General features: G+C 61.9%; 13 protein-coding genes. 4 read left to right on the top strand and 9 right to left on the bottom strand.

The window, feature by feature from the left end; all coding sequences use genetic code 11:
* Positions 1 to 27 precede the first annotated feature (27 nt).
* Entirely contained in the window at positions 28 to 960 is a 933-nt protein-coding gene (locus AB4Y34_RS01330) for a hypothetical protein (RefSeq protein WP_368715005.1), read from the bottom strand.
* Positions 961 to 1,868: 908 nt separating this feature from the next.
* Between AB4Y34_RS01330 and AB4Y34_RS01325 the strand changes: the two genes are divergently transcribed.
* Positions 1,869 to 3,218, top strand: coding sequence for a mechanosensitive ion channel family protein (locus AB4Y34_RS01325; protein WP_368715004.1), 1,350 nt, complete (start codon positions 1,869 to 1,871; stop codon positions 3,216 to 3,218).
* 238 nt (positions 3,219 to 3,456) lie between these two features.
* Here AB4Y34_RS01325 and AB4Y34_RS01320 read toward each other — a convergent pair whose 3' ends face one another.
* The 4 genes from AB4Y34_RS01320 to AB4Y34_RS01305 all read right to left on the bottom strand — a co-directional run bounded on the left by AB4Y34_RS01320 (position 3,457) and on the right by AB4Y34_RS01305 (position 8,633).
* Complete coding sequence (locus AB4Y34_RS01320) at positions 3,457 to 4,254, bottom strand: oxepin-CoA hydrolase, alternative type (RefSeq protein WP_368715003.1); 798 nt, start codon at positions 4,252 to 4,254, stop codon at positions 3,457 to 3,459.
* Entirely contained in the window at positions 4,247 to 6,376 is a 2,130-nt protein-coding gene (locus tag AB4Y34_RS01315; protein ID WP_368715002.1) for a 3-hydroxyacyl-CoA dehydrogenase NAD-binding domain-containing protein, read from the bottom strand. Before AB4Y34_RS01315 ends, AB4Y34_RS01320 begins: the two co-directional genes overlap by 8 nt.
* 84 nt (positions 6,377 to 6,460) lie before the next feature.
* A complete protein-coding gene (locus tag AB4Y34_RS01310) occupies positions 6,461 to 7,369 on the bottom strand; it encodes an NAD(P)H-binding protein (protein ID WP_368715001.1) in 909 nt (302 codons plus the stop codon).
* Positions 7,370 to 7,460: 91 nt separating this feature from the next.
* Positions 7,461 to 8,633, bottom strand: coding sequence for an iron-containing alcohol dehydrogenase (locus tag AB4Y34_RS01305; protein ID WP_176379514.1), 1,173 nt, complete (start codon positions 8,631 to 8,633; stop codon positions 7,461 to 7,463).
* 187 nt (positions 8,634 to 8,820) lie between these two features.
* Between AB4Y34_RS01305 and AB4Y34_RS01300 the strand changes: the two genes are divergently transcribed.
* Together AB4Y34_RS01300 and AB4Y34_RS01295 are read left to right on the top strand one after the other, a co-directional pair.
* The gene (locus tag AB4Y34_RS01300; RefSeq protein WP_368715000.1) at positions 8,821 to 10,626 is read left to right on the top strand and encodes an acyl-CoA dehydrogenase C-terminal domain-containing protein; all 1,806 of its coding nucleotides are present in this window, start codon (positions 8,821 to 8,823) and stop codon (positions 10,624 to 10,626) included.
* A 50-nt stretch (positions 10,627 to 10,676) separates the two neighbouring features.
* A complete protein-coding gene (locus tag AB4Y34_RS01295; protein WP_368715166.1) occupies positions 10,677 to 11,897 on the top strand; it encodes a CaiB/BaiF CoA transferase family protein in 1,221 nt (406 codons plus the stop codon).
* 183 nt (positions 11,898 to 12,080) lie between these two features.
* Here AB4Y34_RS01295 and AB4Y34_RS01290 read toward each other — a convergent pair whose 3' ends face one another.
* Genes AB4Y34_RS01290 through AB4Y34_RS01275 form a run of 4 tightly spaced genes read right to left on the bottom strand, consistent with a single transcriptional unit; the run spans position 12,081 to position 15,955 of the window.
* Entirely contained in the window at positions 12,081 to 13,529 is a 1,449-nt protein-coding gene (locus AB4Y34_RS01290) for an NAD(P)(+) transhydrogenase (Re/Si-specific) subunit beta (RefSeq protein WP_368715165.1), read from the bottom strand.
* Positions 13,530 to 13,543: 14 nt separating this feature from the next.
* Positions 13,544 to 13,864 carry an NAD(P) transhydrogenase subunit alpha gene (locus tag AB4Y34_RS01285; RefSeq protein ID WP_176120393.1) on the bottom strand — a complete coding sequence of 107 codons (321 nt, stop codon included), beginning with the start codon at positions 13,862 to 13,864 and terminating at the stop codon, positions 13,544 to 13,546.
* Positions 13,865 to 13,874: 10 nt separating this feature from the next.
* Entirely contained in the window at positions 13,875 to 15,017 is a 1,143-nt protein-coding gene (locus AB4Y34_RS01280; RefSeq protein ID WP_368715164.1) for a Re/Si-specific NAD(P)(+) transhydrogenase subunit alpha, read from the bottom strand.
* A 5-nt stretch (positions 15,018 to 15,022) separates the two neighbouring features.
* Positions 15,023 to 15,955 carry an NAD(P)H-binding protein gene (locus tag AB4Y34_RS01275; protein WP_368714999.1) on the bottom strand — a complete coding sequence of 311 codons (933 nt, stop codon included), beginning with the start codon at positions 15,953 to 15,955 and terminating at the stop codon, positions 15,023 to 15,025.
* 269 nt (positions 15,956 to 16,224) lie between these two features.
* On the opposite strand from AB4Y34_RS01275, the gene AB4Y34_RS01270 reads away from it, so the two are divergent.
* Positions 16,225 to 17,100, top strand: coding sequence for an SDR family oxidoreductase (locus tag AB4Y34_RS01270; protein WP_368621764.1), 876 nt, complete (start codon positions 16,225 to 16,227; stop codon positions 17,098 to 17,100).
* Positions 17,101 to 17,140: the final 40 nt, after the last annotated feature.

Here is a 17,140-nt window from a genome sequence, read left to right as displayed (position 1 = left end):
GCACGGGCAGCCCCACGGGATCGGACTTTAGATGTCGGCGTAATCGATACCGGTCAGCACACCCAGATGAGCAACTGTAGTGAATCGCGACTCTTGCTTCGTATCGATGTTCAGCTCGCGAACGTTGCCGCCCAGATCGGTCACAAATGCGCGGCGGCCCAGTGCGTCCAGAGACACGCCAATGCCTTCCTCCAGTTCGCGGGCGAGCACCTGGTGATCAACCAGTCCGAACGCCGTGATTTTTGCGCGATTTAGTGTATTTCCGTCATGCGTAGCGTCGCCACGGTCAGTCCAGTACAGTACGCCATCGCGGTGATCGATATCGAGATCGATCGGCTCGGGCAGATCGGCCAGCAAACATTCGACATCCGGACGCTGATCGGGTGTCGCACCAGGCGGCAACTCAATGCCAGCCCTGAAGATGCGGCCCTCTCCGGCATCTGGCGGTCCCTTTTGCGTCCAATAGACATGGCCGTTTGCCTTATCCAATGCGATGCCCACACAATGGCGGGTCGCATCGCCCGTATGTTCCGGGAAATTCCCCGTGCGGACGAGTTCCGTCACCTCCGTACCGTCCAGCCGCGCGCGCATGACCCGCATGCCTTCGCGATCGCACCAATAGAGATGACCGCCCTCCTTGTCCAGCGCCAGTTCCTTAGGCGTCCCGGCCAGGCCGGAAGGCACCAGCACACGATGCTCCCTTCCATCGAGCTGCGCGCTTTCGATAGTTCCGTCGTTGGGGGGAACTGCGCCGGAAGCCGGATCGCTGTCGACCAGATGGATGCCGGTTCCCATGTTAGTCCAGTACACCACCTGGTTCTCAGCATCGACCTTGATGCCGTCGGGCGTGCGCGTAAGATTCGCGATAACGACCTCGTGTGAACCGTCCGGCAACAGAGCGATGATCGCTGGTGGACGTGCCTGCAGGACATATAGCGTACCGCCATTCTTCGTAGCCACAGTAAGTACCCTCCATCTAGTCAAAATAACTTTCGTCGTACAGCTCGGAGTCGATCCTTAGTCCCCCAGCAGGACGCTTCTCAATGTTCAACGGACATTCGGATTCGATCGTTAAACGCTTTCACCGGGTCGTCTTTTGCCCAATGCATTGCACCGAATCACCCATTCGTCGAGGGCCGAACGACGGCTCGACTGCCTGGCCAGTCAGCATATAACGTTGCGCTTGACTGAGACATTGCACGTCTCTGTAATGTTCGGATGCCGGTCCTCGTTGCTGAACAAGCTTCGAGCGCAAATGTGCACCTGCACCTGCAATGACATGGAAATACATGTCGATGCATTACACAGTTAACGCCCGAACATGGGAAAAAATCCCTCGACGAAGCGGGAAGACCATGCAGGTGCCTCATTTTGAGCGCCGGCCTTCGAACACAGTCTAGGGTATGCCGAGGACAGTCACAATTGCACTTTGGATTAGGTTTTACACGACACACATTCCATTCGATATGGTGTTGCTAACACCATCGTGCTATTGCATCGCGCCCGCTTGCAACCTAAAGTTCCCGTCAAGAGCAACATCTTTGAGCGCTGGCGTAGACAAAGCGAGAGCAATTGCAGGCCGCCGGAACCAACGGTGAATCTCTCGGCTTCGGATTTACGGGGATGAAGCCTGCGATGCGAAATACGGGCTCCGATATTCCGCTCATGGGCGTCGGCCCATAAGAGCCATTTCGGCCGTAGCGAGTGATAACGCCCTTCGCAATTGAGTCAGGCCCCCTACCGTGAACGAGCCATTGAACCAGATACTCTATCCATGCGGAGCAGCCGTGATAAATGTACTGGTCCTGCTTTGGTCGCCCGGCCGACGGCAGCCCGTCCTGCATGCGGCACTAAAATGCGCCCTATTCGTGCTTCTGACAGTGTCGATGCTTCGATATGGCATCGTCCCCACCCAAGCCGCGCATCGATTTTCGGACCCATCCGTTCACTTTCTTCACGGAGTCCTTGAAACGGGATGGTGGCTGTTAGCAGCCGCGACGACTATGGCCGTAGTGCGAGCCTACTACGTTGTTGGCTATCGACTGCGTCAGAACCGGTTCACGCTGGACGTAATCGCAGCCCTGCTCTATCTTGGAGCAGTGATCGCAATTGTCGCCGATGTATTCGACATCCCGCTCAAGGGGGTCCTGGCCACCTCTGGCGCTTTAGCCATCATCCTTGGCCTCGCGCTCCAAAGCACCCTTTCAGACCTTTTTTCCGGCTTGTTGATTAACGCTACGTCTCCCTATCGTGTCGGAGATTCCGTAACGTTGGATGAGGTAGCGGACGGTGAAGTTGTTGAAGTTACCTGGCGCGCGACCCACATAGCCAAAGCAAACCGCGACATGGTCGTCGTGCCAAACAGTGTCATCGCCAAATCGCGAATCGTAAACCGCAGCTTCCCTCGCGGTTCTCACGCAACAGTCGCCAAGTTTGAGACCACGACGCAGCTTCGACCGTCTGAAGTTGTTCACGCCCTCGAACTCGCCTTGCAGACCTGTGTTGGCATCTCCGAAGATCCTAAGCCGAGCGTGGCTACGACCTCCATCGGTCGAAGAACAGCCATGTACGACGTCACCTTTTTCAGAACGGGTGAGCGATCAGAAGTAGAGGTGCTGAACAAATTCTATGACGCAGCTCATCGCCATCTGGAGTCGATTACCGTTCCACTGGAACATGGGAACGAAGTCGCCGACATCCCAGGCGGGACACCCGCATATCGACTAGTTGAAGCTATCGGTATATTCGGGATGCTTTCTAAAGACCAACGGATTCAACTAGCAAAATCTCTGGTTCGTCGCGAATGCGCACCCGGACAAGTGCTGCTTCGCGCCGGAACGTGCTCACAATCCATTTCAATTGTCGGGTATGGAGTCGTCGCGGCATCCGCAACGGAAGACTCTGGTGGCCACTACGACATCGTCCGTCTTGGTCCTCGAGAATACTTCGGCGAGAGCGGACCAATCGCGGGTGTTGCTTCAATGGTTACGTTCGTCGCACGGACCTATGTAATCGTCTATGAATTACCAGACCACGCCGTTATGAATCTCCTTACACAACATGCCGATGTCGCACACGCTTTCGCTGCAAAGCTCGAGGCACGCGAACGAAAAGGACAAGCTCTGATGCAAGTGTCTCCAGAGGTCCACATGGCAGAGAATGGACTGATGCAGTGGCTACATCGCTGTATCGAGGCAATCCATCACAAGTTAGCATGATTGACGTCTTCCCCGTCCCTCTACTCACGGCGGCCGCGCAAAGCGCGGGAAGTACTTCAAACGATGCAAAGCCGGGCTATCTCATTGCAGTGCGTGGCTCGACTGCTCGGGTGTGGAGCGTCCCCCTTATTTCTCGATTGGACTGAACATCACGGCGCAATCCTGCACCCGCCAATGCAACGTCCCCCGCTTGCCGGATGACACGTTCACGCCGAAGTCCCCGTGGCGCGTGTGCAGTTCATCTCGACTGTCGCAAACCGAGGAAGTCCGCCGGGCGCTTCTCGAGGAACGCCCGCATACCCTCGACTGCCTCCTCATCGCCCTGCGATTCGACCATAAGTTGCGCTTCGAGGTCCATCTGCGCGTCGAACGTCTGGTTACCCGCCTGCCGGCACAGCGACTTGATGCGAGCCATTGCACGTTGAGGCCCACGTGCGATTGCTTCCGCTACGGCAATGGCGGTCGCCGCGGCATCGCCCGGTTCAGTCAGCCGATTCACCGCACCCAGTGCATGCATTCGCTCGCCCGTGACGCGCTCTCCGGTCAGGCACATCTCGGTCAACAACTGCCTGGAAACATACTCGGACAGAAAGCTCGTTGCACCACCGTCAGGGGAAAGCCCGATCTTCACGTAAGCAAGCGAAAATGCCGCATTGCGTGCCGAGACGAGAAGATTGCATGCCATCGCTAGCGAGAATCCCGCCCCCGCAGCGGCGCCCTCCACGGCCGCGATCACGGGCTTGCCACATTGCTGCACCGCGCGGATGAGACGATGCAGACGTTCGAGTTGCTCCCGACGCTCGTGCGCCGGCGTCGAGCCCAGCCTGGCTAGCCGGTTGACGTCGCCTCCTGCGCAAAATGCGCCGCCCGCGCCGGTGAGCACGATTGCACCGACAGCCTCGTTCGCCTCCGCATCCGCCAGTACATGGGGCATCGCCTCCATGAACTCGGGGGTCAATGCGTTGCGCGCCTGCGGGTTGTTGATCGTCAGCAACTGAACAACCCCCTCATGCGAAATCAGCAGCGATTCATTCATCACGCGAGCCCTCGTTCAAGCTCGCGAAGTCCGCGCCGCGCTCGACGAGATCGACGAGGAGCGGAGAAGGACGCCAGAACTGCGGGTCTTCCTTCGCAAATTGGCGAATGTCGTCGAGCACCGATGCCAGGCCTACCGTGTCGGCGTATTTCATCGGGCCGCCACGGAAACGCGGAAAGCCATACCCGTGTAGGAACGTCACGTCGACATCGAGCGGACGCAGCGCGATGCGCTCATGCACGACATTCGCGCCTTCATTGATCAGCGCAGCCATATAGCGGCGAATGATCTCATCGTCGGAGAAGCTGCGTGGCGTGACTCCGGCCCGCCGGCGTTCGGCATCGATGATGGCCTGGACGTCCGGATCGGTCGCGCCGACACGCGAGCCGTCGGTGTACCGGTAGTACCCGCGACCCGTCTTCTGGCCGAACCAGCCGAGTTCGCAGAGGCGGTCGGGGATTTGCACGTAGCGTGCTTTGGGATCGCGCGTGGCCGCGCGGCGCTTACGCGTCGCCCAGCCGATATCGCCTCCGGCCAGGTCGGTCACCTGAAACGGGCCCATCGGGAAACCGAAGTCGCGTACGGCCTTGTCAATCTGATAGGGGGATGCACCGTCCTCCATCATGTGGTCCGTTGCCGCGCGGTAGACGGCGAGGACACGGTTGCCGATGAAGCCATCGCAAACGCCTGCTCGTACAGCAACCTTCCGAAGCTTCTTCGCGAGTTCGAAAGCGGTGGCGACGACGTCGGCACTGACCCTCTTCGGCACGACGACTTCGAGAAGCTTCATGACGTTGGCAGGCGAGAAAAAATGCAGCCCGATGACGTCCTGTGGACGGGAAATCGTCGCGGCTATCGCATCGATATCGAGGTACGAGGTGTTGGTCGCCAATATGGCGCCGGGCTTGGCGACCCTGTCCAATTGAGCGAACACGGCCTCTTTGACCGCCATGTCTTCGAAGACGGCCTCGATGATAACGTCAGCATCGGCAAGCGATTCGTAGGTGGTGCTGCCTCTCCACCGGTTCATGACGCTCGACTTCGCGTCGGCGCTCATGCGCCCCCGCGCGACCAGGCCATCGTAGACGTTTTCGATGTGGGCCCGCCCACGCGCGAGAGACGCCTCGTCGCGCTCGATCATGACGACAGGCAATCCCGCATCGAGCACGGCGACGGCGATCCCCGCACCCATCGTGCCGCCGCCGATTATGCCGACAGTCTCGATGCGGCGGGGCGCGGCCTGGCGCGTCTCGGGCAGCTTCACGGCTTCGCGTTCGACAAAGAACGCATGAACCAGGCCCGCGCGCTGCGGACTGTCCATACACTCAAGAAAGAACCGTCGCTCGGTGCGCATACCTTCCGCAAACGGCTGTTCGATCGCAGCTTGCGTGGCTTCAAGGATCTTGAACGGCGAGAGCAGTCCACGCGACTTCCCGGTGACCGCGGCGCGAGCATCTTCTATCGCTGCGAGACTTGCCGCGGTGTCCTCGAGACCCTTCGCCTCGCGGGTCGGGCGGGGCCGCGCCTTCAGTGCGAGCAATTCCTGCGTGTAGGCCAATCCCTCGGCCAACGTTTCCTCACTGGCACCAAGACGGTCGACGAGTCCCAGGTCGCGCGCTTCCTTCGCGTCGACCCGGCGGCCGCTCAGTGTCAGATCCAGCGCCGCGCGTGCACCGATGAGCCGTGGCGTGCGCTGCGTGCCGCCCGCACCAGGCAGCAGGCCGAGTTCCACTTCGGGCAAGCCGAGCTTCGCGCCCGCGACGGCCAGCCGGTAATGCGCTGCCAGTGCGACTTCGAGGCCGCCGCCGAGCGCTGCTCCATGAATGGCCGCAACGACGGGCTTGCGGCACGATTCGATCCGGTTGCAGACATCGGGCAACGAAGGAGGAAGCGGTGGTTTGCCGAATTCGCGGATGTCGGCTCCGCCGATGAAATTGCGCCCTGCTCCGATCAGCATCACGGCTTCGACCTGATCGTCACTTTCAGCTTTATCGATGGCCTCTATGAGGCCACGGCGCACCGCCTCATTGAGCGCATTGACAGGGGGATTGTCGATCGTGACAAGGAAGATCTTGCCGCGCCGCTCGCACGTCACGGCGCTGGTCTGGTTTTCGAGGTTCATGGTGGATTCCGTGATCCGATTGTTACATTGTCAAGTTTTAGCCCGAGTTGACCCTGCCCTTCTCCGAGCCGACGGAACGCGGGCTCAGCGCGGGGTCAACGCTTTCTGATGACGCTGCGCGAATTCGAACACGCTCGTTGCCGGGCGGCCGGTCAATTCGGGAATGACGTCCGAGCGACGGTCGTAGCGATTCGCGCGATGCAGGTCGGCCATTGCGCAAAGGTGGTCAACGAGGTGGATGGGGAGGCGCTTCTCGAGCAACGCCGCGCGCCAGCTTTCGAGCGGCACGTCGACGTAGGTGATCGTGCGGCCAAGCGCCCTCGAGTACTCGCCGGCGTAGTAGTGCATGTTCTCGGAGACGGGTCCGGTGAGATGGAGGATCTCGCCTATGTGAGGCGCCGGATTGTCGAGCACGCACGCGAGGACGTGGGCAACATCGTCGGCCGACACGGGTGACGTCTTGCCGTCGCCGAACGGAAGCCGCAGCTCGTTGTGCGCGCGCACGTCATGCGCGGCCAACTGCAGGAAGAAGCCCTCGAGGAACACGGTGGGGCGCACGTGAATGACGGGTAAACCAGACCAGTCGAGCGCCTGCTCGGCAAGCCAATGCAGCTTGTGCTGCGGGCTGGCCGTCGTTTCGTCGATGCTCATCTGCGCCACGGTCATTTGCGACATGTTGACGAACGCACCGACGCCGTGATGTTTGGCGACCGCTGCCGCATTCACAGTTGCCTCGAGATAGCGGTCGGAGACCGACATGCCGAAATAGACGGCGCCGCACCCCGCGATGGCGCGATGCATCGCCTCCAGATCGCACAGATCGCCCACCACGACCTCTGCCCCCATCTCGCGCAGCGCTTGAGCACGCTCGTCCTCTCGCCGGACCATCGCGCGCACCGCATGACCATTCGACAACAACAACTGCGTCAGCGTCCTGCCGATCGCGCCTACGCGCCCTGCTGCGCCCGTCACCAGAATAGGCTGATTCTGCATCGTTACCTCCGTTGATACCTCATTGGTGCGGTGTGCGCCGCTGCCGTTTCCCGGGCGTCGCCCGCCGCAACGCCGACGACCTGCCGCCCCATCACACGGCTAGTGCCAGGATGTCGAGCACTTCGCCAGACGCCTGCACCTTGCGAGGATTGCTGTAGATGAAAAACTCCGTCATTGTGTTTCGCGCAATCAGTTCGAACTGGTCCGGGCCAACATTGACATCCCGTAGGCACGTCGGCAGACCCAGACGCTCACACAAAGACTTGAAAGCGTCGGCAGCGGACCCGCCCGGTGCGCCCAGCGCCTTGGCGAGCGCGCGCTGCGCCTCCTGTGTCACCGGCTCGTTGTAGCGCAGTACAGCAGGCATCATGACCGGCGTGCACAAATAGTGCGGGACATGACAGGTGCCACCCAGCACATGGCCGATGGCGTGGCTCGCGCCCATCGGCACACGCGACTGCAGTCCGTACGAACACAGCCACGAGGCGACTTGGCACTTGCCTGCCGCCTCGAGATCATGACGGTTGGCCCGGCTAAGAGGCAGCCAGTGCGCCATCATCTCCAACCCTTGCAGCACGACAGCATCGACGAGCGGATTGCCGCGGGGCGAGCAAAGCGCCTCGATGGCGTGATCCATGGCACGCGTCCCCGAGCCGAGATAGAGACTTTCCGGCGCGTGCTGGAGGATCGACGGATCGAGAATGATCGAGACCGGCATCATCTTCGGGTGATAAAACGTCTGTTTCAGGTCGCGCTCCGTATCGGTCACGAGACACCCGGCGTTGTACTCGCCGCCCGAAAGCGTGCTCGGAATCGCGATCATGCGCACAGCCGGGCCGCGGAATGACGGAGGCTGCGGAACGCCGGCCTCGTTGAGCTTGACCGCAAACGCGTCGAGTCCAGCGGTGTCCGTGATCTGGTGCTCAAGGCAAACGGTTGTGATCTTCGCCGCATCGACTACCGAGCCGCCCCCGATCGCAACGATCAGGTCTGCTTTCACATCGAGCGCGGCGCGCGTCGACGCGATGACGTCCTGCCGCGACGTGTGTTGTGCGAGCCCGTCGATCAACCCCGCAAAGCGAGGCCCGAGTGCAGCTTCGATCTTGCGGACTTCGTCGGTGCCGTGGTTCAACGAACGGCTGGCCATGATGAACACGCGCTGACTACCAAGCCTTTCGACCTCGCCCATCAGTGCCTTCGTGGCCGGCTTGCCAAATACCACGCGCTCCATGCTCGGAAAAACATGAGTGCCCGATTCATGCATCGCTTTGTCTCCAGTGGGTTGTCTCGTGCTGCCACCAGGATCGTGCTCCCGTCCGCAGCTTGCAAGGCTGAGTATCGTTGACTAAGATGACAGTGTCAAGTTATAACCCGATCACTCCCCCTCACGAGCCAGCTGGGCACTCGTTCGGCTCGGCGCCCATTCACTGTCATTCACGAGACCGATCGTCATGCCAACCTATCAAGGGCCGATTCACGATGTTCAGTTCCTGCTTAATGAGGTATTCGACTACGACGCGCAGATTTCGACGCTGCCGGGGTTCGATGAAGTCACGCCCGATATCGTCGCCGCCATCCTCAAGGGTGCGGCCGAATTCTCCGAGGACTGTCTCGTACCGATCAATTTGCCCGGCGATCTGACCGGATGCAAATGGGAGAACGGCAACGTCACGACGCCAACGGGCTACAAGGCAGCCTACGACGCCTACCGTAACGGCGGGTGGCCGGCGCTTGCCGCGGAACCCGAGTACGGCGGCCAGGCGCTGCCGGCCTCGCTCGCGCTGATCGTGCGGGAATTCATCGCCTCGGGTTCGCTGTCGTTCGGCATGTACTGCGGCCTGACGCTAGGCGCTTATCGGTCGATATCCGCACACGCCGACGACGCGCTCAAGCGTATCTATCTGCCCAAGCTCGCGGATGGAAGCTGGGCCGGAACGATGTGCCTGACCGAGCCGCAAAGCGGCTCCGATCTGTCGTCGATCCGCACCCGGGCGGAGCCCGAGCAGGATGGCGCGTATCGCATTACGGGCACCAAGATTTTTATCTCGGGCGGTGACCACGATCTGACCGAGAACATCGTTCATCTCGTGCTGGCGAGGTTGCCGGGCGCGCCGTCCGGCACGCGCGGCATCAGCCTGTTCGTCGTGCCGAAGCGCGTACCGGTTGTCGAGAACGGCGTGCTCACCGGTACCGTCCCGAACGCCGTGAGTTGCGGCTCAATCGAGCACAAGATGGGCATCCGGGCACAGGCCACCGCCGTGCTGAACTTCGACGGCGCGCGCGGCTGGCTGATCGGCGGCCCGAATGGCGGGATGCGCGCGATGTTCACGATGATGAATTCGTCGCGTTTGGGCGTTGCGGTGCAAAGCGTCGGCGCTGCTGAAATCGCCTGGCAGAACGCCCTCGCCTATGCCAAGGATCGCCGCCAGGGGCGCGGCCCAGGCGCGGCGGCGCAAACGCCGGATGGCGGCCCGGAACCGATCATCGTCCATCCTGATGTCCGCAAGAATCTTCTGACGATGAAGGCGTTCGTGGAAGGGATGCGCGGGCTTTATATCGAAGCGGCGATCGCGCTCGATGTGAAAGCGCGCCATCCTGATCGCGCGGTCAGCGACGCGGCCGAAGGGACTCTCGCGCTTTTGACGCCGGTGCTCAAGGCGTTCATCAGCGATTGCGCGCTGCGCGTGACCGAAATCGGCATCGGCATTTTCGGGGGGCACGGTTATATACACGAAAACGGCATGGAGCAGCTCTATCGCGATGCGCGGATCGTGCCGCTCTACGAGGGAACCAACGCGATCCAGGCGCTCGATCTCGTTCACCGCAAACTCGCGCTCGAGGACGGCGCGATCGTCGAGCACTACTTCGATGCTGTCTCGAAACTGATCGTCGAGCAGCGTGCGAATTCCCGCCTCGACGACATGACGGCGGCCCTCGACAACGGGCTTCAACTGCTGCGCGAAACCACGGCGGCCATGCGCCGCCACGCGAATGACGACGCGGTGGAGGCGGCCTCATCCGCAAGCGACTATTTGCGCATGTTTGGATTCGTGGCGCTCGGCGCGACCTGGCTGCGCATCGCCGGGGCAGCCGATGCAGCGCTTGCGGGCTCACCCGAGCGTGCCGATTTTCTGTCCGGCAAGGTGAAGACTGCGCGCTTCTACTTCGAGCGGCTGCTGCCCGAAGCCTGGGTGTGCCATAGCGCGATCATGGCGGGTTCCAGCTCCGTGCTGGCGATCTCGGCGGCGGAGCTTTGAGCGACGCAGCCAGCCACTACGGAACTGAATTGAATCTGTGGAGACATTGCATGAGTACATCAAACAAGGGCCCGCTGTCGGGGATCCGGATACTCGACCTGACGTCGGTCGTATTGGGGCCGCTCGCCACCACGATGCTCGCGGGACTCGGCGCCGAAGTGATCAAGATCGAAGCGCCCGAAGGCGATAACGCCCGCAACGCCGGTGTGATGAAGCATGCCGGCATGGGGCACGTATTTCTCCATAACAACCGGGGCAAGAAAAGTGTCGTCCTGGACCTGAAGCGGCCTGAAGGACGCGAAGCGCTTTTGCGCCTTGCAGCGGACGCCGACGTGCTGATTTCGAACGTCCGGGCCGCCGCCATGAAAAGGCTGGGGCTGCATTACGAGGCGCTCGCCGAAATCAACCGCCGGCTCATCTATGTGACCGCGAACGGCTACAGCAGCAGCGGCCCTTACGCTGATTTGCCCGCCTATGACGATCTCATACAAGGGGCCGCGGGCATTCCCTGGCTCATGCAGCAGTACGGCGCCCCCGAGCCCTGCTATACGCCGATTACACTTGCCGACCGGCTCACCGGCCTGCATGTCGTCTACGCGGTCAGTGCGGCACTGTTCGCGCGCGAGCGCAGCGGAAGCGGGCAGCATGTCGAAGTGTCGATGTTCGAGAGCGTCGCGCATTTCATCCTCGCCGATCACATGGGGGGACGCACGTTCGAGCCTCAACAAGGTCCTGCCGGCTATGACCGCCTGCTCTCACCCCACCGTCGCCCCTACAAGACGGCGGACGGCTATCTGTGCGTGCTCATTTACAACGACAAGCACTGGCGCGGGTTCTTCAAGGGCATCGGGCGAACCGACCAGTTCGAAAACGATCCGCGCTTTTCCACGCAGCAAAACCGCTCACGCAATATTCGTGAAGTCTACGCGTGGGTGGCGGAGATCATGCTGACGCGCACCACCGCCGAGTGGCAGGTCTTGCTCGATGAAGCCGATATTCCCCATCAAACGGTGCGCTCGATCGACGAACTGATGGACGACCCGCATCTGCTTGCCACAGGGTTCATTGCCGAAGAGACGCATCCGACCGAAGGTCGCATACGGACCCTCGGCACGCCGACGAGTTGGTCGGCAACCCCCACCGGCGGCGCCGCTCCCGCGCCGCGCCTTGGCGAGCACAGCGCCTCGGTGCTGCGCGAGGCGGGATACACGGATGACGAGATCCAGCACCTGGCTGCCCTCGGCGCCACCCGCATCGCCGAACGCGCCTGAAACAGACACGAGCCCTGCCGTCGACGATGGTCGAGGCGGGGCTCGGCCACGAGCGACAGTCTTTGCATAGTAGGCCCGGCGCTATTCCATGTTCCGCAGCACGAACCGCTTCCGCAAACGCAAATCAGCGCAACAACGTTGCGCTGATTCGCGTTTCCCGTCACGACAACCGGATTGTTCCGATCAGGCCGCCTTCACCATGTCTTCGATGACCTTCTTCGCGTCGCCGAACACCATCATCGTCTTGTCCATGTAGAACAGGTCGTTGTCGAGGCCCGCATAACCGGCCGACATCGAGCGTTTATTGACGATCACCGTGCGCGCCTTGTAAGCCTCGATGATCGGCATCCCCGCGATCGGCGACTTCGGATCGTTCTTCGCCGCGGGGTTCACCACATCGTTCGCGCCGAGCACGAGTACCACGTCGACCTGGCCGAACTCGCTGTTGATGTCATCCATCTCGAACACGATTTCGTACGGCACTTCCGCTTCCGCGAGCAGCACGTTCATGTGCCCCGGCATCCGGCCCGCGACGGGGTGGATCGCGTACTTCACCTCGATGCCCTTCTCGACGAGCTTATCGGTCAGCTCTTTGAGCGCATGCTGCGCGCGCGCCACAGCCAGACCGTAGCCCGGCACGATCACCACCGTCTCGGCGTTGCCGAGCATGAATGACGCATCGTCGGCCGAGCCCGACTTCACGGGCCGCTGCTCGACCGCGCCGCCAGCCGCCGCCGTGCCCGGCTCAGCGCCGAAACCGCCCAGGATCACATTGAAGAACGAGCGGTTCATTGCCCGGCACATGATGTACGAGAGGATCGCACCCGACGAGCCCACGAGCGACCCGGCAATGATCAGCATCGGGTTGTTCAGCGAGAAGCCTATGCCCGCTGCCGCCCAACCCGAATACGAATTGAGCATCGACACGACCACCGGCATGTCCGCGCCGCCAATCGGAATGATGATCAGCACGCCGAGCGCGAACGCGATCAGCGTCATGATGACGAACGGCAGCCACGATTGCGTGATGAAGAACAGGATGCCGAAGCCGATCATCGCGATGGCAAGTATCAGGTTGATCAGATGCTGCCCCGGATAAACGACGGGTGCCCCCTGGAACAGCCGGAACGTGTACTTCCCGGAGAGCTTGCCGAACGCTATTACCGAGCCCGAGAACGTGATGGCCCCGACGAACGTGCCGATGAAGAGCTCGATGCGGTTGCCGTAGGGCAGGAAGCCCTCGGGCGCACCGGGCTCGATGAGTCCGAACGCAGCCGGCTCGGAGACCACCGCATACGCAATGCACACGGCCGCGAGACCGATCAGCGAGTGCATCGCCGCTACGAGTTCGGGCATCTTCGTCATCTCGACACGCGCGGCAACATAGGCGCCCAACCCGCCGCCCACCACGAGTGCAGCAAAAAGCAACGCGAGCCCGAGCCCGAGGTTCGAGCCGAACTGGGTGGACTCCTTCACGATCAGCGTCAGCGTGGTCAGAATTGCAATCGCCATTCCGACCATACCGAACACGTTGCCCGCGCGCGCGGTCTTCGGGTTCGACAGACCCTTGAGTGCCTGGATGAAACATACCGACGCCACGAGGTACAGCAGCGTCACGACGTTCACGCTCACGAAGTTCAGCCCCATCATGCACCTTCCTTTGCCATCTGCTTCTTAGGCTCTTTCTTCTTGAACATCTCCAGCATTCGCCGGGTGACGAGAAAGCCGCCGAACACGTTGACGGCCGCGAGCGCCACCGCGATCGTGCCGAAGAACTTGCCCGCGTTGCCGACCGTGAGACCCGCCGCGAGCATCGCACCGACGATCACGATCGCCGAGATCGCATTGGTCACCGCCATCAGCGGCGTATGCAGCGCGGGCGTGACGTTCCAGACCACGTGATAGCCGACGTAGATCGCCAGCACGAAGATGATCAGGTTGATCACCGTGTGATTGATGACTTCCATCTGCGCCCCCTCAGGACTTGCGCGCGACTTCGCCGTCGCGGGCCAAGAGTGTGGCCGCAACGATGTCGTCCGCGAGATCGATGTTCAACTGGCCTTCCTTCGTGACGATCAGCTTCAGGAAGTCGAGCAGGTTGCGCGCGTACAGCGACGACGCGTCGGCCGACACCCGCGCCGCCAGGTTCGTGTAGCCGACGATTGTCACGCCGTGCTTCTGGACGATCTTGTCGGGCTCCGTGAGCGGGCAGTTACCGCCGCGCCGGCCTTCATACTCGGCGCCGCGTCCGGCCGCGAGGTCGACGATAACCGAGCCCGGCTTCATCGCCTGAACCGTCTCGACCGAAATCAGCGTCGGCGCGGCGCGGCCCGGAATCAGCGCGGTCGATATCACTACGTCGGCCTGCTTCGCGCGCTCGTGAACGAGCGCCGACTGGCGCGCGAGCCACGACGGTGGCATCGGCCGTGCATAGCCGCCGACGCCCTGTGCGGCCTCTCGCTCTTCGTCGGTTTCGTAGGGCACGTCGAGAAACTTCGCGCCGAGCGATTCGATCTGCTCCCTCACGGCCGGCCGCACGTCGGACGCCTCGATGACAGCGCCCAGCCGCCGTGCCGTTGCAATCGCCTGCAGGCCCGCGACGCCCGCGCCGAGGATCAGCACGCGCGCGGCCTTTACTGTGCCGGCCGCGGTCATCAGCATCGGCACGAAGCGCGGATACAGCGTCGCCGCGAGCAGCACCGCCTTGTAACCAGCGATGTTCGCCTGCGACGACAGCACGTCGAGACTCTGCGCGCGAGTCGTGCGTGGCGCCGATTCGAGCGCGAACGCAGTGAGCCCCGCGGCGGCAAGGGCCTCGGCGTTCGCGGTGTTGAACGGATCGAGCATGCCGACGAGCACCGTCCCGCGCTTCATCAGCGGCAGCTCGGCTTCGGTCGGGGGCTGGACTTTGAGAACGAGATCGGCGCCGAACGCGGTGGCCGCGTCGGCGACCTCGGCGCCGGCCGCGGCGTAAGCCTCGTCGGGAAAGCTTGCGCCGGTGCCGGCGCCGCCCTGGATCGTGACCCGGTGCCCTTGCGACACGTATTTCCTGATCGTCTCCGGCGTCGCGGCCACGCGGCTTTCATACGGGCGCGTCTCGGCTGGCACTCCAATGTGCAGGGTATTCAAGCTTGAGACTCCTGGACCGGGTTGGAGGTAAAGGCATCCGCGTGTTGTTTCACGAAATCGCGAACGCTCGCCGGTTGCCGGCCCGTCAGCTTGAAGACATCGTCCGTCATCCGGTCATAGCGGCCTGCTCGATGCAAATCGGCCATCGCCGTGAGGTGTGCGATCAAGTGCGGGGCCATGCCGCGCTCGACCAGCGTCTCGCGCCAGGGGCCAACGGGAATGTCCCGGTAAGTGATCGTCCGGCCAAGCGCGGCTGAATATTCGGCTGCGTAGAAATGCATGTCGCCGACTTCCGGGCCCGTCAAATGGTAGGTGGCGCCGATGTGCGGAGCCGGATCGGAGAGGATCGCCGCGACCGAACGCGCTACGTCGTCCGCCGCGACAGGAGACGTCCTGCCCTGACCGAAAGGCAGTCGGATTTCGTTGTCCGCCTTCACCGAGGGTGCGGCAAAGCGCAAGAAGAAATTTTCGACGAACACGGTGGGCCGCACATGTACGACCGCCAGTCCGGACCAGTTCAATGCCTGCTCTGCAAGCCAATGGAGCTTGTGCTGCGGGCTTGGCGTGGTCTCCATGACGCTCATCTGAGCGACGCTCATCTGCGATATGTTCACGAAAGCCTTCACGCCGTGATGCTTCGCAACCGCGGCCGCGTTGACCGTCGCCGCGAGATAAGCGTCGGAAACCGACATGCTGAAATACACCGATTCGCAGCCGGCGATCGCCCGATGCATCGACTCCAGATCGAGCAGATCGCCGACCAGCACTTCGGCACCCATCTGACGCAACGCATCCGAGCGCTCGTCTTCCGTGCGCACCAGCGCGCGGACCTTCTGACCCTGCTCGATCAGATACTGGGTCAGCGTGCGACCCACCGCACCCATCCGTCCCGCAGCCCCTGTAACGAGAATTGGGGTTTTACCTTCCATGTTCATCTCCTTCGCTCTCTCCGACGGCTAATCACGCTTCACGCGCGGCGCCACGTTTCATGCCGATTAAGGCATCGAGTCCCGAACCAGCGCCGGGTCGTGGAATTCCTGTTGCGCGACCCAGTATCCACAAGTAACATAACAGTGTCAAGTTTGAAGACGTGAGCGTGCAGATCGTTCACGTGCCTGACCGTTCGGCGACATGCAGGACGCAAACCCACCTGAATACGCACCGCCAGCGTGTTCCTTTCAGAGGCAAAGGAGAGGCAATGTTTCAAGACAACGTGTTGAAGGGCAAACGGATTCTCGTGACCGGAGGCGGGTCGGGACTCGGCAAGGAGATCGCCGCCAAATACCTGCAGCTGGGTGCGGATCTCTACATCTGCGGTCGCCGCGAAGCGGTGCTGCAAGAGACCGCCGACGAGTTGATGAGCCAGTACGGCGGCAGCGTCAAATGTCACGCCGTCGATATACGCAACGCAGAGGCGGTCGACGAGATGATCGAGTCGATCTGGCAAGACGGGCCGCTCACGGGTCTCGTCAACAATGCCGCGGGCAACTTCGTTAGCCGCACGGAAGATCTGTCGTCGCGCGGTTTCGACGCGATCGCCAATATCGTTCTGCATGGGACGTTCTACGTCACCCAGTCGATCGGCAAGCGCTGGATCAAGGGCGGCCATCGCGGCAGCGTGGTCTCGATCCTGGTCACATGGGTACTGAATGGCGGGCCGTTCGTTGTGCCGTCGTCGATGTCCAAGGCCGGGGTCAACGTGATGACGAAGTCTCTTGCCATCGAGTGGGGACGCTTCGGCATCCGCCTGAACGCCATTGCCCCGGGTGTGTTTCCCACTGACGGCATGAGCAAACGGCTCTATCCGGGTCGCTCCGACGCCGGCCGCGCCGACGGCAGCAGTCCGATGGGCCGTGGTGGCGAGATGCACGAATTGCAGAACCTTGCCACGTTCCTGATGGCCGATGGATGCGAATGGCTAACCGGCCAGACGCTGACGATCGATGGTGCAAACAGCCTCGCGACCGGCGGCAATTTCTATCACTTCAAGGACTGGACCGACGATGACTGGGTCAAGGCGCGCGACTCGATCCGCGAACTGAACGACCGCGACCGCGCCGCTCGCACTGTCTGAAGCGCCTGCAAGGTCCGCGCTGCGATACGTCGCCGGCGCG

It is taken from the genome of Paraburkholderia sp. BR10954 (assembly GCF_040965775.1).
In the GTDB taxonomy this organism is placed as follows: Bacteria; Pseudomonadota; Gammaproteobacteria; order Burkholderiales; family Burkholderiaceae; genus Paraburkholderia; species Paraburkholderia youngii.
Note: the sequence above shows the minus strand (reverse complement) of the source record. Positions and strands in the feature narration are given on the sequence as shown.